Annotated in this window: 14 protein-coding genes; 4 read left to right on the forward strand and 10 right to left on the reverse strand. The window is 71.1% G+C overall.

What is annotated here, in order from left to right; genetic code table 11:
- The first annotated feature begins 69 nt into the window (after positions 1-69).
- On the forward strand, positions 70-1,116 hold the full coding sequence (locus ABEE00_RS23735) for a chitinase (RefSeq protein ID WP_345747652.1): 1,047 nt from the start codon (positions 70-72) through the stop codon (positions 1,114-1,116).
- A 93-nt stretch (positions 1,117-1,209) separates the two neighbouring features.
- On the opposite strand, the gene ABEE00_RS23740 is transcribed toward ABEE00_RS23735, so the two are convergent.
- The 5 genes from ABEE00_RS23740 to ABEE00_RS23760 all read right to left on the reverse strand — a co-directional run bounded on the left by ABEE00_RS23740 (position 1,210) and on the right by ABEE00_RS23760 (position 6,153).
- A complete protein-coding gene (locus ABEE00_RS23740; protein ID WP_345747653.1) occupies positions 1,210-2,076 on the reverse strand; it encodes a serine protease in 867 nt (288 codons plus the stop codon).
- A 140-nt stretch (positions 2,077-2,216) separates the two neighbouring features.
- Positions 2,217-3,674 (reverse strand): GntP family permease, encoded by a 1,458-nt coding sequence (locus tag ABEE00_RS23745; protein WP_345747654.1) that lies wholly within the window; start codon positions 3,672-3,674, stop codon positions 2,217-2,219.
- Between the two features lie 219 nt (positions 3,675-3,893).
- Positions 3,894-4,307, reverse strand: coding sequence for a RidA family protein (locus ABEE00_RS23750; RefSeq protein WP_345747655.1), 414 nt, complete (start codon positions 4,305-4,307; stop codon positions 3,894-3,896).
- 17 nt (positions 4,308-4,324) lie between these two features.
- On the reverse strand, positions 4,325-5,092 hold the full coding sequence (locus ABEE00_RS23755; protein ID WP_345747656.1) for an IclR family transcriptional regulator: 768 nt from the start codon (positions 5,090-5,092) through the stop codon (positions 4,325-4,327).
- Positions 5,089-6,153, reverse strand: a complete 1,065-nt coding sequence (locus ABEE00_RS23760) for a sugar kinase (protein ID WP_451918658.1) — start codon at positions 6,151-6,153, stop codon at positions 5,089-5,091. The genes ABEE00_RS23755 and ABEE00_RS23760 overlap by 4 nt, the downstream gene beginning before the upstream one ends.
- 217 nt (positions 6,154-6,370) lie before the next feature.
- Between ABEE00_RS23760 and ABEE00_RS23765 the strand changes: the two genes are divergently transcribed.
- Both ABEE00_RS23765 and ABEE00_RS23770 read left to right on the forward strand, forming a co-directional pair.
- Entirely contained in the window at positions 6,371-7,657 is a 1,287-nt protein-coding gene (locus ABEE00_RS23765) for an amino acid deaminase (RefSeq protein WP_345747658.1), read from the forward strand.
- Between the two features lie 167 nt (positions 7,658-7,824).
- The gene (locus tag ABEE00_RS23770; protein WP_345747659.1) at positions 7,825-9,438 is read left to right on the forward strand and encodes an N-acyl-D-amino-acid deacylase family protein; all 1,614 of its coding nucleotides are present in this window, start codon (positions 7,825-7,827) and stop codon (positions 9,436-9,438) included.
- 88 nt (positions 9,439-9,526) lie between these two features.
- On the opposite strand, the gene trhA is transcribed toward ABEE00_RS23770, so the two are convergent.
- Complete coding sequence (gene trhA / locus ABEE00_RS23775) at positions 9,527-10,204, reverse strand: PAQR family membrane homeostasis protein TrhA (RefSeq protein WP_345747727.1); 678 nt, start codon at positions 10,202-10,204, stop codon at positions 9,527-9,529.
- 449 nt (positions 10,205-10,653) lie between these two features.
- On the opposite strand from trhA, the gene ABEE00_RS23780 reads away from it, so the two are divergent.
- Positions 10,654-12,486 (forward strand): phosphoenolpyruvate carboxykinase (GTP), encoded by a 1,833-nt coding sequence (locus ABEE00_RS23780; RefSeq protein ID WP_345747660.1) that lies wholly within the window; start codon positions 10,654-10,656, stop codon positions 12,484-12,486.
- A gap of 522 nt (positions 12,487-13,008) precedes the next feature.
- On the opposite strand, the gene ABEE00_RS23785 is transcribed toward ABEE00_RS23780, so the two are convergent.
- The 4 genes from ABEE00_RS23785 to ABEE00_RS23800 all read right to left on the reverse strand — a co-directional run bounded on the left by ABEE00_RS23785 (position 13,009) and on the right by ABEE00_RS23800 (position 18,242).
- A complete protein-coding gene (locus ABEE00_RS23785; protein WP_345747661.1) occupies positions 13,009-13,437 on the reverse strand; it encodes an SCO4983 family protein in 429 nt (142 codons plus the stop codon).
- Positions 13,438-13,539: 102 nt separating this feature from the next.
- Positions 13,540-14,751, reverse strand: coding sequence for a pyridoxal phosphate-dependent aminotransferase (locus ABEE00_RS23790; protein ID WP_345747662.1), 1,212 nt, complete (start codon positions 14,749-14,751; stop codon positions 13,540-13,542).
- A 144-nt stretch (positions 14,752-14,895) separates the two neighbouring features.
- Positions 14,896-16,935: a thioredoxin domain-containing protein gene (locus ABEE00_RS23795; protein ID WP_345747663.1), complete on the reverse strand. Its 2,040-nt coding sequence runs from the start codon at positions 16,933-16,935 to the stop codon at positions 14,896-14,898.
- 113 nt (positions 16,936-17,048) lie between these two features.
- Positions 17,049-18,242, reverse strand: a complete 1,194-nt coding sequence (locus ABEE00_RS23800) for a hypothetical protein (protein ID WP_345747664.1) — start codon at positions 18,240-18,242, stop codon at positions 17,049-17,051.
- Positions 18,243-18,313 lie beyond the last annotated feature (71 nt).

Consider the following 18,313-nt stretch of genomic DNA (forward strand, 5'->3'; position numbering starts at 1 on the left):
ACGCGCAGGGGCCCCGCGCGCCGCACACGCACCACCCACCTCCCACGTACCCCCACACCGGAGGCAGTTGTGGCACGCAGTACATCTCAGCGGCACCGCCGCACCCGTACGAGCAGACGGCGCGGCCTCGTTGCCGGACTGGCAGCCGCGGCACTCGCGGCGGGCGGGCTCTTCGCCGCCGGGACCGCCAACGCGGGGCAGGAGAAGCCGGATCAGGGCGGCGTCGGCGCCTCGGCCGTACCGAAACACGCGGTGACCGGTTACTGGCAGAACTTCGACAACGGCGCAACCAAGCAGAAGCTCGCGGACGTCCCCAAGGACTATGACATCGTTGCCGTCGCCTTCGCGGACGCCACGGGCAAGCCGGGCGAGGTCGGCTTCAAGCTGGACCCGGCCACCGGCTACGGCTCGGCCGACGACTTCAAGGCGGACATCAAGAAGCTGCACGACCAGGGGCGTTCGGTGATCGTCTCGGTGGGCGGCGAGAAGGGCGCGGTCAGCGTCGGCGACGACGCCTCGGCGAAGACCTTCTCCGCGAGCATCGTGAAGCTGATGGACGAGTACGGCTTCGACGGCGTCGACATCGACCTGGAGAACGGGCTCAACTCCACGTACATGACGCAGGCGCTCAAGGACATCCACGCGAAGAAGAGCGACGTCGTGGTGACCATGGCGCCGCAGACCGTGGACATGCAGTCGCCGCAGAACGAGTACTTCAAGACCGCGCTGGCCGTGAAGGACTTCCTCACGGTGGTCAACATGCAGTACTACAACAGCGGTTCCATGAACGGCTGCGACGGCAAGACGTACGCGCAGGGCAGCGTCGACTTCCTGACCTCGCTGGCCTGCGTCCAGCTCAAGGGCGGCCTCGACCCCTCGCAGGTCGGCATCGGCACTCCCTCCTCGCCGAAGGCCGCAGGCTCCGGCTACGTCGAGCCGAAGGTGGTCACCGACGCGCTCGACTGCCTGGCGAAGGGCACGGGCTGCGGGAGCTTCAAGCCGGAGAAGAAGTACCCGGGCATCCGCGGCGCGATGGCCTGGTCGACCAACTGGGACGCGGCGAACGGCAACGCCTGGTCCAAGACCGTCGGGCCGCACGTGGACGGCCTCGGCTGAGCCGGCCCCGCAGGGGTTCCCTCAGACCCACGCACTGGTGCCCCGGACGCGTCGTCCGGGGGCACCAGTGCGTGGTCAACTCCTGGGTGGTGCTTACGACTTCGGGCGGGGCAGCACGCAGCCCGGCCGCTTCAGGTCGACCTTGTTCCCGTCGCCCACGCAGCGGGCCAGGATGTAGGTCTCCTGCCCGTAGCCGATCCCGTTGCGCACGGTCACCCGGCCCTGCTTGTCCACCTCGCAGGGGTTGTCGAGGGTGCAGCGCTCACCGCTCTCGTTGCGGGTGTTGTTCACCCCGACGACCGTCCCGGTGGCGTCGTCGATGACCGGGGAGCCGGAGGTGCCGCCCTTGGTCTTGCACGCGGACGTGTAGCGCAGCGAGTCCTTCCAGGTCCAGTGGTCCTCTTTCAGCCGGTACACGAAGTCGTCCAGGCCGCAGGAGTACTTCTCCTTCCAGTAGCCGGAGACCACGGTGATCGCCTTCTTCTTCACCGGGTGGGTGTCCGGCACGGACAGCGCGCGTATCCCGAACTTCTTCTCTATCTGCTGGTACGTGGAGTCGAGCTGGTACAGCGAGACGTCGGTGTCCGTCATCGTCGCGTAGCTGATCTTCGTCGCGGTGACCTTGCCCGCGTTGCTCCCGTCGTTCTTGAGCAGCGTGAACGAGCGGTTCGACGGCTTGTCCTGCACGACCTCGCCGGGGCCCGGCATGCCCTCCAGGAGGCAGTGCCCGTTGGACAGGATCAGCGCCGGGTCGCCCGGCTCCGACTCCGGCATCTTCACCAGCGAGCCGGAGCAGTTGCTGAGCGCCACGGTGCCCGCGAAGCCGGGGGTGGCCTGCTTGTGCGGGGCCTTCTGCTGCGCGGAGGCGGGCGCCGCCGAGGCGGGTGACACGGCAAGGCCCGCGAAGGCGACGGCCGCGGCGAACATCGCCGCGGCCGCGCCGGCGAGAGGTCTCTTCATGGGGGTTTTCCTCTCCGGTACCGAAGGATTCGGTGAGTGACCGGAGCATTCTTCGGTCGGTCACGCACGCCCCACAAGAGCCCTGCACAAAGCGGACGTTGCTGCTCCGTACCAGCACTCCGTACGGGGCAGCACACGCGCTACACGAAGAGGCTGACCACCGCCGCCACCACGAAGCCCGCCACCGACAGCACGGACTCCAGGACGGTCCAGGACTTGAGGGTGTCCCGTTCGGAGATGCCGAAGTACTTCGAGACCATCCAGAAGCCGCCGTCGTTGACGTGCGAGGCGAAGATGGAGCCCGCGGAGATCGCCATGATCACCAGCGCCACCGCGGGCTGCGAGAAGTCGCCCGCGTGCAGCAGCGGCGCGACGATCCCGGCGGTGGTCACGATCGCGACCGTCGCCGAGCCCTGCGCCACCCGCAGCACCACCGAGATCAGCCAGGCCAGCACGATGACCGGCAGGCCCAGGTCGCTGAAGGTCTTGGCCAGTGCCTCGGCGACGCCGCTGCCCTCCAGCACGGCGCCGAAGATCCCGCCGGCGCCGACGACCAGCAGGATGTTGCCGATCGGCTTCAGCGACGAGGTGGACACCGTCTCCAGGGACTTGCGCGACCAGCCGCGCCGGATGCCCAGCAGCCAGTACGCCAGCAGCAGCGCGATGGTCAGCGCCACGAAGGGGTGGCCGAAGAACTCGATGACCGAGCGCGGGGTGGAGGGGTCCAGCGCGATGGAGGAGAACGTGGCGAGCAGGATCAGCACCAGCGGGGTGCCGATGATGGTGAGCACGGTGCCGAGCTTCACCGGGTCCTCGGAGGGCGTGACGCCCGAGGCGCGCTGCTCGGCGGCGACGGCCTCCCGGGACTCCTCCATGGCCTCGACCATGTCCTGCGGCACGGGCACGAAGATCCGCTTGCCGATCCACGCCGCGTAGGCCCAGGCGGCGAGCACCGCGGGGATGCCGCAGACGATGCCCATCAGGATGATCCAGCCGAGGTCCACGTTCAGCAGTCCGGCCGCGGCGACAGGGCCCGGGTGCGGAGGCAGGAAGGCGTGCGTCATGGACAGGCCCGCGAGCAGGGGCATCGCGTACAGCAGCACGGACTTGCCGGAGCGCTTGGCGGCGGCGTACACGATCGGCGCCAGGACGAAGATGCCGACGTCGAAGAAGACCGGGATGCCGAAGATCAGGCCGGTGAGGCCCATGGCGAGCGGCGCGCGCTTCTCGCCGAAGAGGTTGAGCAGCCGCGAGGACAGTGCCTCGGCGCCGCCGCTGACCTCCAGGATCGCGCCGAGCATGGTGCCCAGGCCGATGATGATGGCGACATGCCCGAGGATGCCGCCCATGCCGTCCTCGATCATCGAGACGGCGTCCGACTTCTGCACGGTGCCGAAGAGTTCGGTCACCGAGAGTCCGGCGCCCAGGCCGACCGCGATGGACACGGTGAGCAGGGCGACGAAGGGCTGCAGCCGCGCCTTGATGATCAGGAAGAGCAGCAGCAGGATGCCCAGCGCGGCGACGGTCAGCAGACCGGCGGTGCCGGGTATGAGCGCGAGCAGACCACCCGTGTGTGGCGGTGATGCGGCAAGCAGCATGGGGAACCTCGTTGTTTCCGTGCGAACTTGGGCACCCCGGGGAAGGGTGCCGACTCATCCCCCCTTGTGCTGCCGCCGCATGGGCGGCGGCTTCCCCCTGGGGTGCCGCCGCTCAGGCGGCGACACCCCTTGTCCGCCGCAGCGGAAATGGAGCACAGCGGAAGTGGCCGGCGGTCGACGAGCGGAGATCGACCACATCCGCGATCAGGCGGGCTCGGCTCAGCCGAGCACCGCCAACGCGTCCACCTCGACGAGGAGACCGGCCGGCAGGCCCACGTACACCGTCGTACGCGCGGCCGGGGCCTCCTTCAGGTCCGCGAAGTACTCGTTGTAGATCTCGTTGAACTCCGCGAAGTGGTCGGTGTCCGTCAGGAACACGCGCACCATCATCACGTCGTCCCAGGAGGCGCCGCCCTCTTCGAGGATCGCCTTCACGTTGGCGAAGGTCTGGAGGGTCTGCTCGCGCAGGCCGGGGCCCACCGGGGTGGGGGCCTGGCCCTCGACGGCCGGGCCGAAGCCGACCTGGCCCGCGACCTGGAGGATGTTGCCCTTCTTCACGCCGTGCGAGAACTTCGCCGGGGGCGTGGTGTGCGTGGACGGCGTGAGGGCGGTCTTGGTCAGCTTGTCGCTCATGGGTGTACCTGTTTTCCCTAGTGTTCCTGCGGGGCGCGGGCAGGGGCCCGGCCCGCGTACTCGGCGCTGATCGCGTCAGCGGTGTGCCGCACCTGCGGTACGAGTTTGAGGAGGTCCTCCGCGCTGACCACGACGTTCGGCGCGGACACCGACATCGCGGCGACGGCGCGCCCGTCCGTGCCCCGGATGGGGGCCGCGACGCAGTTGATGGACTCCTCGTGGCCACCGAGGTCGGTGGCCCAGCCCTGTTCGCGCACCTTGGCCAGCTCCGTCAGGAAGGCGGCGGCGTTGGGGGTCGAACGGGCCGTGTAGAGGGGGTAGTCGAGCCGCTCGGCGACCGCGCGCCGCTCCGGCTCGGGGAGGTCGGCGAGCAGCAGCTTGGCCACGGCTGCGACGGTGATCGCGACGGGCTTGCCGATCCGCGAGTACATCCGCACCGGGTAGCGGCTCTCGACCTTGTCGATGTAGAGCACCTCGTTCTCCTCGTACACGGCGAGGTGCACGGTGTGCCCGGTCTTCTCGTTGAGCTCGGCGAGGTAGGGGTGGGCGATCTCCCGTACGTCGAGGTTCTCCACGGCCTCCTGGGCGAGCGCGAACAGCCGCGCGCCGAGCCGGTAGCGCTGGTCGGCCTGGCGGTAGACCATGCCGTGCTCGTGCAGCGTGCGCAGCAGCCGCAGCGCGGTGGACTTGTGCACGCCGAGCCGCTGGGCGACCTGTTCGAGGTTGGCCGGGCCCTCGGCGAGGAGGGGCAGGATACTCAGCGCCCTGTCGACGGTCTGGCTCATGGTGCGCTCGCCTTCTGTGCGTGGTCCGCGACGTGTTCCGCGCCGGCCGGGTCTTCCGCGCCGGCCTGCCCGGCGGTCCAGCCGGGGGCGAGTCGCAGTGTGCCCCACGCGTCCTCGTCCAGGTCCGCGAGCCGGTCGGCGAGCGCGCGCGGCGGCGGGTCGGCGAGGTCGCCGGGCACGGTGAGCGCGGCGGCAGCGGTGAGGTGCCCGTGCCGCAGCCGCTCGCGCAGCGGGAGCCCGCGCAGCGTGCCGGAGAGGAAGCCCGCGGCGAACGCGTCGCCCGCGCCGACCGGGGCGACGACCTCGACGCCCAGCGCGGGCGCGTACACCGCGTCGTCCACGCCGTCCGGCTGCCGCGCGAAGGCGGTGGCGCCGGTGCTGCCCTGCTTGACCACCAGCACCTCGGGCTCGGGCAGGGCCGCGCGCACGTCCTCGGGCCCGCCGGTGATGCCCCAGGCGGCCTCGGCCTCGTCCTCGCCGACGAAGACGAGGTCGGCGCCGCGCGCGAGGGCGAGCAGCACCTCGGGGCCCTCGGGCGCCGAACTCCACAGCCCCACGCGGTAGTTGACGTCGAACGACACGAGGGGCCGGCCCTCGCGGCGTACGGTCAGCTCGCGCAGCAGCGCCAGACAGCTCTCGGAGAGCGCGGCGGTGATCCCGGTCAGGTGCAGCACGCTTCCGCCCTCGACGGCGGCGCGGTCCAGGGTGCCGGGCGCCATGGCGGAGGCGGCGGATCCCGCGCGGTAGTAGGCGACCTCGGCGACGGGCTGGTCGCTGTCTCCGTCCTGCTCCCCGGTCGCCCGCTCGCCGTCCGTACGGAAGTAGATCCCGGTCGGGCGCGCGGCATCCCGTCCCACCGCCGAGACGTCCACGCCGCGCGCGGCGATCGCCTCGACCAGGTGGTCGCCGAAGCCGTCGGCGCCGACCCTGCTCACCCAGCGCGCGGCATGTCCGGCCCCGGCGAGGGTGCAGGCGACGTTGGACTCGGCGCCGCCGATGGCCCGCTGGAAGGAGGGCACGTCGGCGAGCCGCCCGGGCCGCGATGGCAGGAACGTGACCATGGACTCCCCGAGGCAGACGACGTCGGGTCCGGGCTGCTCGGGCCCGGCGTCGCGTTGCTGAGTGCGGGTGCTGGTCACGATCGGTACCGCTCCTTTTCCATTGACCGGCTGTTCGCCGGGATGCTAGACAGCAGTAAGCGTCATACGCAATGGGCGTTGCACATATTGCAATACAGCATTTGGCAGCGCATTGCACTGGATCTTCAACGGAGTCGCCATGACCGCCGCCCGTCTCGACCGTCTCGCCGACGAAACCGTCGACCACCGCTTCAAGGGCCTCCCGCCGGACGCGGACGGCACGACGCTGCGCGATCTCGCGGCCGAGGGGCGGAACCTGTTCTCCGGCGGCTTCACCACGCCGCTGCTGACGCTCTCCGCCGAGCGGCTTGAGCACAATCTCGCGCTCATGGAGACCTACACCGAGCGGCACGGCCTGGCCTTCGCGCCGCACGGCAAGACCTCGATGGCCCCGCAGCTCTTCGCGCGCCAGATGGAGCGCGGCGCCTGGGGCATCACCCTCGCCGTGCCCCACCAGGTGCGCGTGGCCCGCGCGTTCGGCGTTCCGCGGATCTTCCTGGCGAACGAGCTGGTCGACGAGGCCGCGCTGCGCTGGCTCGCCCGCGAGCTCGACGCCGACCCGGACTTCCGCTTCATCTGCTACGTGGACTCGGTACGCGGCGTCCAGCTCATGGACCGTGCGCTGCGGGACGCGGGCGCGGGCCGCCCGGTCGACGTGGTGGTCGAGCTCGGCGCGGGCGACGACGCGCGCACCGGCGTACGCAACGAGAAGGAGTGCCGCGCGCTGGCCGACGCGGTCGCCGGGACGGAAACGCTCCGACTGGTGGGCGTCGCCGGGTACGAGGGCGAGGTGCCGGATGCGGACCCCGAGCGTGTGCGCGCCTGGCTGCGCCGACTGACCGCGCTGGCGGTGGACTTCGACGGCGCCAAGCGCTTCTCCGCCCTCTCCGACGACGAGCCGATCGTGGTGACGGCCGGCGGCAGCGCGTGGTTCGACGCGGTGGCCGACGTGTTCGCCGAGCTCCCCGAACTCTCACGGCCCGCGCTGAAGTTGCTGCGTTCCGGCGCGTACGTCTCGCACGACGAGGGCCAGTACGAGAAGGTGACGCCCTTCAACCGGGTGCCGGACGAGGGCGCGCTCCGGTCCGCCTTCACCGTGTGGGCCCAGGTGGTCTCGCGGCCCAACGCCGGGCAGGCGTTCCTCAACGCCGGGAAGCGGGACGCCGCCTACGACCTGCACCTTCCGGTGGTCAACGCGGTCCGCTCGGCCCGCGACGGCTCCCTGCGCCCCGCCGACGGCATCCGGGTCACCGGCCTCTCCGACCAGCACGCCTGGGTACGCACGGACGAGAACGCCGACCTGGAGGTGGGCGACTGGGTGGCCCTGGGCATGTCCCACCCCTGCACGATCTTCGACAAGTGGCAGCTGATCCCGGTGGCAGAGAACGACGGCACGGTAACGGACTACATCCGCACGTTCTTCTAAAGGCCCGGCGATAGGCCGCATTCCTACGAGGTGTGGGCAGTCGTTCCGCAGGGGCGGAACGGGTGGGCACACCGGAACGCAAGCCCCCTCCCCCACGCAACCACGCACCCAAGGGGGCCCGGGGCGAAGCCCCGCAACGACGCGGCGGCAAGCGAAAGGCAAGACACATGGACCTGGTCATCAGGGGCGCCACCGTCGCAGACGGCACAGGCACCCCCACGTACCGAGCCGACGTAGCCGTGAACGGCGGCCGCATCACGGAGATCCACCGCGAGGGCGAGGGAAAGCGCCCGGTGAACGCCGCAAAGGTGATCGAGGCCGAAGGCCTCACCCTGGCCCCCGGCTTCATCGACATGCACGCCCACAGCGACCTGGCCCTCCTCCGCGACCCCGACCACTCCGCGAAGGCCGCCCAGGGCGTCACCCTCGAGGTCATCGGCCAGGACGGCCTCTCCTACGCCCCCACGGACGACCGCACCCTCGCCGAGATCCGCTCGGCCATCACCGGCTGGAACGGCAACGGCGACGACATCGACTTCGACTGGCGCTCGGTCGGCGGCTACCTCGACCGCCTCGACCAGGCACACGGCGGCCACGGCACCGCCGTGAACGCCGCGTACCTCATCCCCCAGGGCACCGTCCGCATGCTCGCCATGGGCTGGGACGACCGCGACGCCACCCCCGCCGAGATCGCGCGCATGAAGGAACTGGTCGCGCAGGGCCTGGAAGAGGGCGCCGTCGGCATGTCCTCGGGCCTGACGTACACCCCCGGCATGTACGCCTCCGACTCCGAACTCGCCGAGCTGTGCCGCACGGTCGCCGCGTACGACGGCTACTACTGCCCGCACCACCGCTCGTACGGCAAGAACGCGCTCCAGGCGTACGAGGAGATGATCGCGCTCACCCGCGAGGCCGGCTGCCCGCTCCATCTCGCGCACGCCACCATGAACTTCGGCGTGAACGAGGGCAAGGCGCCCGACCTGCTCGCGCTCATCGACAAGGCCCTCGCGGACGGCGCCGACATCACCCTCGACACCTATCCGTACACCCCGGGCTGCACGACGCTCGTCGCGATGCTGCCGAGCTGGGCGAGCGAGGGCGGGCCCGAGGCGATCCTCGGGCGCCTGGCCGACCCGGAGACCACGGCCCGCATCCGGCACGTGATGGAGGTCGAGGGCGCCGACGGCTGCCACGGCGTGCCCATCGAGTGGGACGCCATCGAGATCTCCGGCGTGAGCAGCCCGGAGCTCGCCTCGTACGTCGGCAAGACGGTCGCGCAGTCCGCCGCCGAACGCGGCGAGGAGCCCTTCGTCACCGCGCACCGCCTCCTCGTCGAGGACCGGCTCGGGCCGACGATCCTCCAGCACGTCGGGCACGAGGAGAACGTCCGGCAGATCATGCGCCACCCCGTGCACACCGGCGGCAGCGACGGCATCCTCCAGGGCGCCAAGCCGCACCCGAGAGCGTACGGCACCTTCCCCCACTACCTCGGCCACTACGTACGGGAGCTCGGCGTGCTCTCCCTGGAGGAGTGCGTCGCGCACCTCACCGGCCGCGCCGCGGCCCGTCTGCGGCTGCCCGACCGGGGCCTGGTCCGCGAGGGATACCGCGCCGACCTGGTGCTCTTCGACCCGGAGACGGTCGCCGCCGGCTCCACCTTCGAGGAGCCGCGCACTCTGCCGCGAGGCATCCCGCACGTGCTGATCGACGGCCGCCCGGTGATCCGGGAAGGCCGCCGCACCGACGTCCTCGCGGGCCGCTCCGTACGCCGCACGGCCTGATGCTTTCGCAGGGCGCCTGACGCTTACGCGGAGCACACAAAGAAGGGGCACCCCTGCCGGGGTGCCCCTTCCCGCATGCCCGTTCCGCTCAGTGGTGCTGGTACGCCACCAGCGAGATCGCCACGTAGTGCACCACGAAAGCGGCCAGCGTGAACGAGTGGAACACCTCGTGGAAGCCGAACCAGCGCGGCGACGGGTTCGGCCGCTTGATCCCGTAGATCACGCCGCCCGCGCTGTAGAGCAGCCCGCCGACGATCACGCAGACCAGCACGGCGATGCCGCCCTTCTGCATGAAGTCGGGCAGGAAGAAGACCGCGGCCCAGCCCATCGCGATGTAGCAGGGCGTGTAGAGCCAGCGCGGAGCGCCGACCCAGAACACCCTGAACGCGATGCCCAGCGCGGCCGCCGCCCAGATCCCCCACAGCAGCACATCGCCCTTGGCGCCGGGCAGCAGCAGGATCGTGAGCGGGGTGTACGTACCGGCGATGATCAAGAAGATGTTGGCGTGATCCAGCCGCCGGAAGACCGCGTTGACCTTCGGGCTCCAGTCGCCGCGGTGGTAGAGCGCGCTGATGCCGAACAGCAGGCACGCGCTGAGCGTGAAGACCGCGCAGGCCACCCGGCCGCGGGTGCTGCCGGCGAGGGCGGTCAGGAAGACCCCCGATATCAGCACGGCGGGGAACATCCCGGCGTGCAGCCAGCCGCGCAGCCGCGGCTTGATGAACTGCGGAAGCTGCTGCACCTGCGCGTGCACCTGCTGCGACATCTGCTTGGGCAGCGGCTGGTCCGATGCGTGCTGGCCCGGCGTCTGCGGGTCCGTTGCCTGCTGGCCCGGGACCTGCGGGACGGCCTGGCCGCCGCTCCCTTCCCGGGCCGGACCGGCAGCCCCGGCAGGGGAGTTGGAGACGTTCATGGACTGCTCCTGCTCAGCGGGGACGGCGGGCGTCATGGGCGCCATCGTACCTACGGTCCCGTAGGTTCCAAGACGCCCTTAACGCCCTGCACACATGGTCGCCGAGTGGCGATGACCACACCATTCCCATCTGGACACGAGTCGTCTAGGGTCGGATGATCAAATGAGCAAGGGCGGCACCGGATGAGCAAGCCACGAACGCATCCGGGTCGCGGCCCCCAAGGGGCGTGCTGAGTGACAGGAAAAGGAACCGGATACACGTGCATGTATCCGCCGAAAACCCTCAAACGTCTGGAGCGATCGTGGCGCGCAGTACTGCGGCTCGGACCACCACCACCCCTGCACCGACCAACCATCAGGAGCTGGTCTCCTGGGTCGACGAGATCGCCGCCCTCACTCAGCCGGACCGGGTGGTCTGGTGCGACGGCTCCGAGGCCGAGTACGAGCGGCTGTGCGAGGAGCTCGTCGCACAGGGCACGTTCAAGAAACTGGACCCGGTCAAGCGCCCGAACTCCTACTACGCGGCCTCCGACCCCTCGGACGTCGCGCGCGTCGAGGACCGCACCTTCATCTGTTCCGAGAAGGAGGAGGACGCGGGCCCGACCAACCACTGGAAGGACCCGGCGGAGATGAAACGCATCTTCGCCGGTGAGGACGGCATCTTCCGGGGTTCGATGCGCGGCAGGACCATGTACGTGGTCCCGTTCTGCATGGGCCCGCTCGGCTCCCCGCTCTCCGCGCTCGGCGTGGAGATCACCGACTCCGCGTACGTCGCCGTGGCGATGCGCACCATGACGCGCATGGGGCAGCCGGTGCTCGACCAGCTCGGCGAGGACGGCTTCTTCGTGAAGGCCGTGCACTCCGTGGGCGCCCCGCTGGCCGAGGGCGAGAAGGACGTGCCGTGGCCGTGCAACAGCACCAAGTACATCTCGCACTTCCCCGAGACCCGCGAGATCTGGTCCTTCGGCTCCGGGTACGGCGGCAACGCGCTGCTCGGCAAGAAGTGCTACGCGCTGCGCATCGCCTCCGTCATGGCGCGGGACGAGGGCTGGCTCGCCGAGCACATGCTCATCCTGAAGCTGACGCCGCCGCGCGGTGAGTCCAAGTACGTGGCCGCCGCCTTCCCCTCGGCCTGCGGCAAGACCAACCTCGCGATGCTGGAGCCGACCGTCGCGGGCTGGACCGTGGAGACCATCGGCGACGACATCGCGTGGATGCGCTTCGGCGAGGACGGGCGGCTGTACGCGATCAACCCGGAGGCCGGCTTCTTCGGCGTCGCGCCCGGCACCGGCGAGGACACCAACGCCAACGCGATGAAGACCCTGTGGGGCAACTCGGTCTTCACCAACGTCGCGCTCACCGACGACAACGACGTCTGGTGGGAGGGCATGACCGAGGAGAAGCCCGCGCACCTCACGGACTGGAAGGGCAACGACTGGACGCCGGACTCCGACGTTCCCGCCGCCCACCCCAACGCGCGCTTCACCGTGCCGGCCGGGCAGTGCCCGATCATCGCGCCGGAGTGGGAGGACCCGCGCGGCGTGCCGATCTCCGCGATCCTCTTCGGCGGGCGCCGCGCCTCCGCCGTCCCGCTGGTCACCGAGTCCTTCGACTGGCAGCACGGCGTCTTCCTGGGCGCCAACGTGGCCTCGGAGAAGACCGCGGCGGCCGAGGGCAAGGTCGGCGAGCTGCGCCGCGACCCGTTCGCGATGCTGCCGTTCTGCGGCTACAACATGGGCGACTACTTCGCGCACTGGGTCAACATCGGCAAGAACGCGGACGCCGCGAAGCTGCCGAAGATCTACTACGTGAACTGGTTCAAGAAGAACGAGGCCGGCAAGTTCGTGTGGCCCGGCTTCGGTGAGAACAGCCGCGTCCTGAAGTGGATCGTCGGCCGCCTGAACGGCGAGTCCGAGGGCGTCGAGACGCCGATCGGCATCGTGCCGACCAAGGAGTCCCTGGACACCTCGGGGCTCGACCTCACCGACTCCGAGCTCGACTTCATCCTCGAGGTCGACAAGGAGGTCTGGCGCGACGAGGCGTCGCTGGTCCCCGAGCACCTGAACACCTTCGGCGACCACACGCCGAAGGAGCTGTGGGACGAGTACAACGCGCTGGTCAAGCGCCTGGCCTGAGGCTCGTGTGTGGGGGCGCCCTGACCGGGGCGCCCCTTCGAGCCCCGTACGCCCCGCACGAGGTTGTGCCCTGCGGCCCGCCTGGGGCTTTGCCCCACCCCGCCCCGCACAAGGTTGTGGGCCACGGTCAAGCACGGGGCTTTGCCCACCCGCCGCTCCCTCTACGAGGTTGTGGGCTGCGGTCCCGCCTGGCTGCTTTCCCGCACCGTGAGGTTGCGGGCTGCGGCCCCGTCCGGGCGCTCCCCCCCCCACACAAGGTTGTGGGCATTCGTTCCGTCGGGGCGGAACGGGTGGGCACAACCGGACTCGCGCCCCCTGCTCCCGCGCAACCACGTTGCAAACGGGGGCTCGGGGCGCAGCCCCGTGAACGCCCGCGCCGAGCGCGTACGTCGGGTGCGTGGGGACGGGGCCTCGCGGCTGGCGGTTCCGGTGTGCCCGCCCGTTCCGCCCCAGCGGAACGACCGCCCACACCGGGGTGGGGGCAGCGCGGCGCGCAGCGCCGACACCTCGGCGCGGGGAGCGTTACTGGGTCACCGGCTCCAGGCCCAACGCCTCGGCGTGGGCCGACAAGCGGTCCGCGGCGAGTTCCGCCGCCTCTGTGTCCTCACGGGACGTCGCCAGCACCAGCGCGTGCCCCGCCAGCATGTGCGCCCGCTGATGCAGCCCGACGACATGATCCGGCGCCGCACTCCGTACGGACGGCTCGGCCCGCAGCGGCTCGCGCCCGCCCCGCAGCCGCGCCACGCACGCGACGAGCCGCGTCGCCGCCGCGTCGAGCGACGCCCCCGGCTCCAGCGCCCGCAGCTCATCGGTCACCGTCAGCAGCGCGGTGAGCTGCCCGGCGAGCCGGATGTCCAGCTCCTCCCCGCGGCTGCGCTGCGGCACGGCTGCGGTCTCCGGATCAGGGTCGGCCATGGTGTGGACCGACTTGGTGCGGATCGGTTCGTACATGAATGGCCTCCTGCTCTCCGTATGCAGGACCCCATCCTAACTTAGACTCAATCTAAAGTTGACCGTTTTCGACGGGCCGCAATGGGGACTCTCGAACCCCGCTCAGTGCTGGCTGTAGCCGTCCAGGAACTCGCCGATCCGCTTCACCGCATCGGCCAGCTCGTCGGCCGGCGGCAGATTCACGATGCGGAAGTGATCGGGCTCGGGCCAGTTGAACCCCGTGCCGTGCACGATCATGATCTTCTCCTCGCGGAGCAGATCCAGCACGAGCTGCCGGTCGTCCTTGACCTTGTAGACCTTGGGGTCGAGCCGCGGGAACGCGTAGATCGCACCCTTCGGCTTCACACACGTGACACCCGGGATCTGCGTGAGCAGGTCGTACGCCGTGTCCCGCTGCTCCAGCAGCCGCCCGCCCGGCAGCACCAGGTCCTGGATCGACTGCCGCCCGCCCAGCGCCGTGGCCACCGCGTGCTGCGCCGGCATGTTGGCGCACAGCCGCATGTTGGCCAGGATCGTGAGGCCCTCGATGTAGCTGGAGGCGTGCGCCTTGGGCCCGCACACGGCCATCCACCCGCTGCGGTAGCCGGCCACCCGGTAGGACTTGGAGAGCCCGTTGAAGGTGAGGGTCAGCAGGTCGGGGGCGATCGCGGCGGTGGGTGTGTGGGTCGCGCCGTCGTACAGGATCTTGTCGTAGATCTCGTCGGAGCAGACGATCAGGTTGTGCCGGCGGGCGATGTCGGTGAGCCCGCGCAGCATCTCCTCGTCGTAGACCGCGCCCGTGGGGTTGTTCGGGTTGATGATCACCAGCGCCTTGGTGCGGTCGGTGACCTTGCGCTCGATGTCGGCGAGGTCCGGCATCCAGTCGGCCTGCTCGTCGCAGCGGTAGTGCACGGCCGTGCCGCCGGACAGCGAGACCGAGGCCGTCCACAGCGGGTAGTCCGGCGCCGGGACCAGCACCTCGTCGCCGTCGTCGAGCAGCGCCTGCATCGACATCTGGATCAGCTCGGACGCGCCGTTGCCCAGGTACACGTCCTCGACCGACAGCTCGATGCCCATGGTCTGGTAGTGCTGCATCACCGCGCGGCGCGCGGCGAGGAGGCCCTTGGCGTCGCCGTACCCGTGGGCCGTGCCCACGTTCCGCAGCATGTCCTCCAGGATCTCGGGAGGGCACTCGAAGCCGAACGCGGCCGGATTGCCGGTGTTGAGCTTGAGAATGCGGTGACCCGCCGCCTCAAGACGCATCGCCTCCTCGAGGACCGGGCCACGGATCTCGTAGCAGACGTTGGCGAGCTTGGTCGATTGGATCACCTGCATGCCCGCCACTTTACGGGCGCGCTCCGGCCCGCGCCGCGTGTTATGTCTCACCCGGGGCCCGTACGCGGGACCACGCGCGACCGGCGCGGTGCCGTACGGAACCCGCTGCGGATTCCGTACGGCACCGCACGCTGCGGCCCTCCCTCAACTCCGCAGCGACTGCTGCAGGATCGCGGGGTCGGCCGTCGGCGCATCGCAGGTGAAGCCCCGGCAGACGTACGCGGCGGGGCGGCCGTCCAGCAGCGGCCGGTCCTCCAGCAGCGGCACCCCGCCGTCCTTGCCGGGCTCGCCGAGCGCGACCACGGCGCCCGGCGCGGTGGCCAGCAGCGCGGTGCGGTGCAGCTCACCGGTGGCCGGATCGCCGTACGGGCCGACCACGGCCACCTCGCGCGGCCCGTCCAGGGACGCCTCGGAAGCGGCCAGGCCCCAGCCGATGAAGCGCGGCGCGCGCCCCGCCAGCGCCCGCACGATGCCGAGCGCGCGCTCCGCCTCGTCCCTGTGCCGCCCGCTGCCGGTGTACGCGGCGTAGCTGAGCAGCGCGTGCGCGGCGGCCGTCCAGCCCGACGGCGTCGCGTTGTCGGTGGGGTCCTGCGGGCGGCGGATGAGCTGCTCGGCGTCGTCCGCTGTGTCGTACAGCGTGCCGTCGGCCGCCGTGAAGTGCCGCAGCACCGCCTCCAGCAGCGCGCCCGCGCGCTCCAGCCAACGGGCCTCGCCTGTCACCGCGTACAGCGACAGATAGCCCTCGGCCACATCGCCGTAGTCCTCCAGCACGCCCGCGCTCTGCCCGGCCTCGCCGTCCCGCGAGGTGCGCAGCAGCCGCCCTTCGGCGTCCGTGTGCAGCTCGTCCAGCAGCCGTGCCGCCGTGGACGCCGCCTCCACCAGGTCGGGCCGCTCGAAGTAGGCGCCGGTCTCGGCGAGCGCTGCGACGGCCAGGCCGTTCCAGGCCGCGACGACCTTGTCGTCGCGCTCGGGCCGCATGCGCTGCTCCCGCGCGGCCAGCAGCCTCTCCCGTACGGAGGCGACGCGCTCGGCGTCGGCGAGCCGCTCCGAGCCCTCCAGGTCCGGGAGTTGGAGTACGGAGGCGCCCTTCTCGAACGTCCCCTCCTCGGTCACCCCGAAGTACCCGGCGGCGAACTCTGCGTCCTCCTCCCCCAGTTCCGCGGCGAGCTGCTCCGGGGTCCACACGTAGTACGCGCCCTCGTGGTGCTCCCCCGTACCGTCGTCGCTGTCGGCGTCCAGCGCCGAGGCGAAGCCGCCCTGCGCCGTGCCCAGTTCGCGCACCATGAAGTCGGCGGTCTCCAGCGCGACGCGGCGCGCGAAGGCGGAGCCCGTGCTGCGCCACAGGTGCGCGTACAGGCGGCAGAGCAGCGCGTTGTCGTACAACATCTTCTCGAAGTGCGGCACCACCCAGCTCTCGTCCACCGAATAGCGCGCGAAACCGCCGCCGAGCTGGTCGTAGATGCCGCCGCGCGCCATCGCCTCGCAGGTGGACTGCACCATCTCCAGCGCGCCGTCCGAACCGGTGCGCGCGTGGTGCCGCAGCAGGAACTCCAGCGCCATGGCCGGCGGGAACTTCGGCGCTCCCCCGAACCCGCCGCGCACCGCGTCGAATTCACGGGTCAGCCCGAGCAGGGCCTCGCCCATGTCCTCGGCGCCTGGGGGCTGCGGGGCGTCGTACCTGATGGTGCGCCCGGCCAGGTCGCGGGTGATGCGCGAGGCCACGTCGGCCACCTCGTCGCGGCGGTCGGCCCAGGCGCTGGTCACCCCCTCCAGCACCTGCCGGAAGGAGGGCATGCCGTGCCGCGGGGCCGGCGGGAAGTAGGTGCCGAAGTAGAAGGGCTCACCGTCGGCGGTGAGGAAGACGGTCATGGGCCATCCGCCCTGCCCCGTGGCGGCCTGCACGGCCTCCATGTACACGGAGTCGACGTCGGGCCGCTCCTCCCGGTCCACCTTCACCGACACGAAGTGCTCGTTGAGATACGCGGCGGTCTCCGCGTCCTCGAAGCTCTCGTGCGCCATGACGTGGCACCAGTGGCAGCTCGCATACCCCACGCTCAGCAGCACCGGGACCCCGCGGCGGCGGGCCTCCTCGAAGGCGCCGGGCGACCAGGGCCACCAGTCCACCGGATTGTCCGCGTGCTGGAGGAGGTAGGGCGAGGTCTCGTCCGCGAGTCGGTTGGCCATGCGCCCATTGTGTCGGGGACGGGGCGCCGGGCCCTAAGCGGACGGGGCCCTCCGGGGACGCGAACGCTCTGGGGACGCGACACTCCGGGGGCGCGGCGCCCCGGGAGCCCCGCCTACATCCCCGAGCCCTCGGCCCGTTCCCGCGCGCCGCCCGTGGACTCCCAGCCCGCGACGGCCAGGGCGCGGTATGCCGCGTATTCGGCGACCGGGCTGGTCGCGTCCACCCAGGGGACCGCGCCCACGTAGCCGTCCACGACCTGGAGGGCCTCCATGGCCTCGGTGTAGCGCTCGGCGCGTACGAGGAAGCAGACCAGCAGGTGCAGTACGTGAGCCCGTACGGGGTGGTCGTCCTCGACCTGGTCGACGGCGAACTCGGCCGCCTCGATGGCCCGTTCCACGTCGTGGCTCTGGTAGAGGCCGCGGACCATGTTGACCTCGGGCAGGTGGTCGTACAGCGCGAACAGCGGCAGCGCGGGCAGCAGCGTGCCCTCCGGCGCGCTCGCAGCGGCGGCCTGCGCGAAGCCGTCGGCCTCCGTCTTGGAGCCGCTCCACTTCTGCGACCAGTACGGCAGCGCGGCCAGGTGCGCGCCCATGTGGTGCGGCGCCAGCCTGCGTACCGTGGACCACAGGGACTCGAAGTCGGCCCTGCGGTAGCTGAGATGACGGGCGATCACCAGCTCGGTGATGTGCGGGGTGGGGTCGTTCTCGGCCAGCCGCGCCGCCTCGTGCGCGACGTTCCGCGCCTCCTCCAGGATGATCCGGTGCTCGGCGGCCGCCGGGTCGGCCAGCGCCTGCCAGACCAGGAACTGCGCGTACACCTCGGCGCCGCCCGCGTCCCGCGGCTCCTGCGCGCGCCACTCGCGCAGCCAGCGCGCGTCCTGCACGGCGGGGGCCTTGCTGAAGGAGACGGCACCGGAGTCCGCGCCGGATTCGGACGAGGCCGGGGACGCGCCCTCCGCCACCGCGGCCCTGTGCCGCGTCAGCTCCATGTGCGCGGCCCCCGCCAGCGACTGCACCCGCTGCCAGCGCAGCTCCCACTCGTCGCTGGTCAGCGCCAGCATCCGGGCCACCGGACCCCAGTCCTGGGTGCGCTGGGTCTCCTCCAGCGCCTCGGTCAGCTCGCGGTCGGGCCCGGGCAGCCGCACGTCCAGCTCCTCGGCCGGCACGAATCCGTACCCCGCGACCGGGTCCTGGGCCGCGGCCATGCCGCGCTGCCCGTCCTTGCGCAGGCGCCTGCGGCGCAGCGCGGGGGCGATCAGAACGCCGGAGACGGCGACCAGGACGATCAGCAGGATGAGGGCTTCCATGACGGCGTTTCTCCCCGTGGGACCTCGGCGCGGGCGGGCTGACACCTTCTTCGGGGCGCGATCGGCCGGTA

The sequence above is a fragment of the Streptomyces odontomachicola genome, assembly GCF_039605595.1.
Classification (GTDB): Bacteria; Actinomycetota; Actinomycetes; order Streptomycetales; family Streptomycetaceae; genus Streptomyces.

Coding starts and splice junctions, on each gene's coding strand:
- ABEE00_RS23790 (WP_345747662.1), bottom strand. CDS start 14,751: ATGCAGGTGATCCAATCGACCAAGCTCGCCAACGTCTGCTACGAGATC.
- ABEE00_RS23800 (WP_345747664.1), bottom strand. CDS start 18,242: ATGGAAGCCCTCATCCTGCTGATCGTCCTGGTCGCCGTCTCCGGCGTT.
- ABEE00_RS23760 (WP_451918658.1), bottom strand. CDS start 6,153: ATGGTCACGTTCCTGCCATCGCGGCCCGGGCGGCTCGCCGACGTGCCC.
- ABEE00_RS23770 (WP_345747659.1), top strand. CDS start 7,825: ATGGACCTGGTCATCAGGGGCGCCACCGTCGCAGACGGCACAGGCACC.
- ABEE00_RS23740 (WP_345747653.1), bottom strand. CDS start 2,076: ATGAAGAGACCTCTCGCCGGCGCGGCCGCGGCGATGTTCGCCGCGGCC.
- ABEE00_RS23785 (WP_345747661.1), bottom strand. CDS start 13,437: ATGTACGAACCGATCCGCACCAAGTCGGTCCACACCATGGCCGACCCT.
- ABEE00_RS23755 (WP_345747656.1), bottom strand. CDS start 5,092: ATGAGCCAGACCGTCGACAGGGCGCTGAGTATCCTGCCCCTCCTCGCC.
- ABEE00_RS23765 (WP_345747658.1), top strand. CDS start 6,371: ATGACCGCCGCCCGTCTCGACCGTCTCGCCGACGAAACCGTCGACCAC.
- trhA (WP_345747727.1), bottom strand. CDS start 10,204: ATGTCGCAGCAGGTGCACGCGCAGGTGCAGCAGCTTCCGCAGTTCATC.
- ABEE00_RS23795 (WP_345747663.1), bottom strand. CDS start 16,935: ATGGCCAACCGACTCGCGGACGAGACCTCGCCCTACCTCCTCCAGCAC.
- ABEE00_RS23745 (WP_345747654.1), bottom strand. CDS start 3,674: ATGCTGCTTGCCGCATCACCGCCACACACGGGTGGTCTGCTCGCGCTC.
- ABEE00_RS23750 (WP_345747655.1), bottom strand. CDS start 4,307: ATGAGCGACAAGCTGACCAAGACCGCCCTCACGCCGTCCACGCACACC.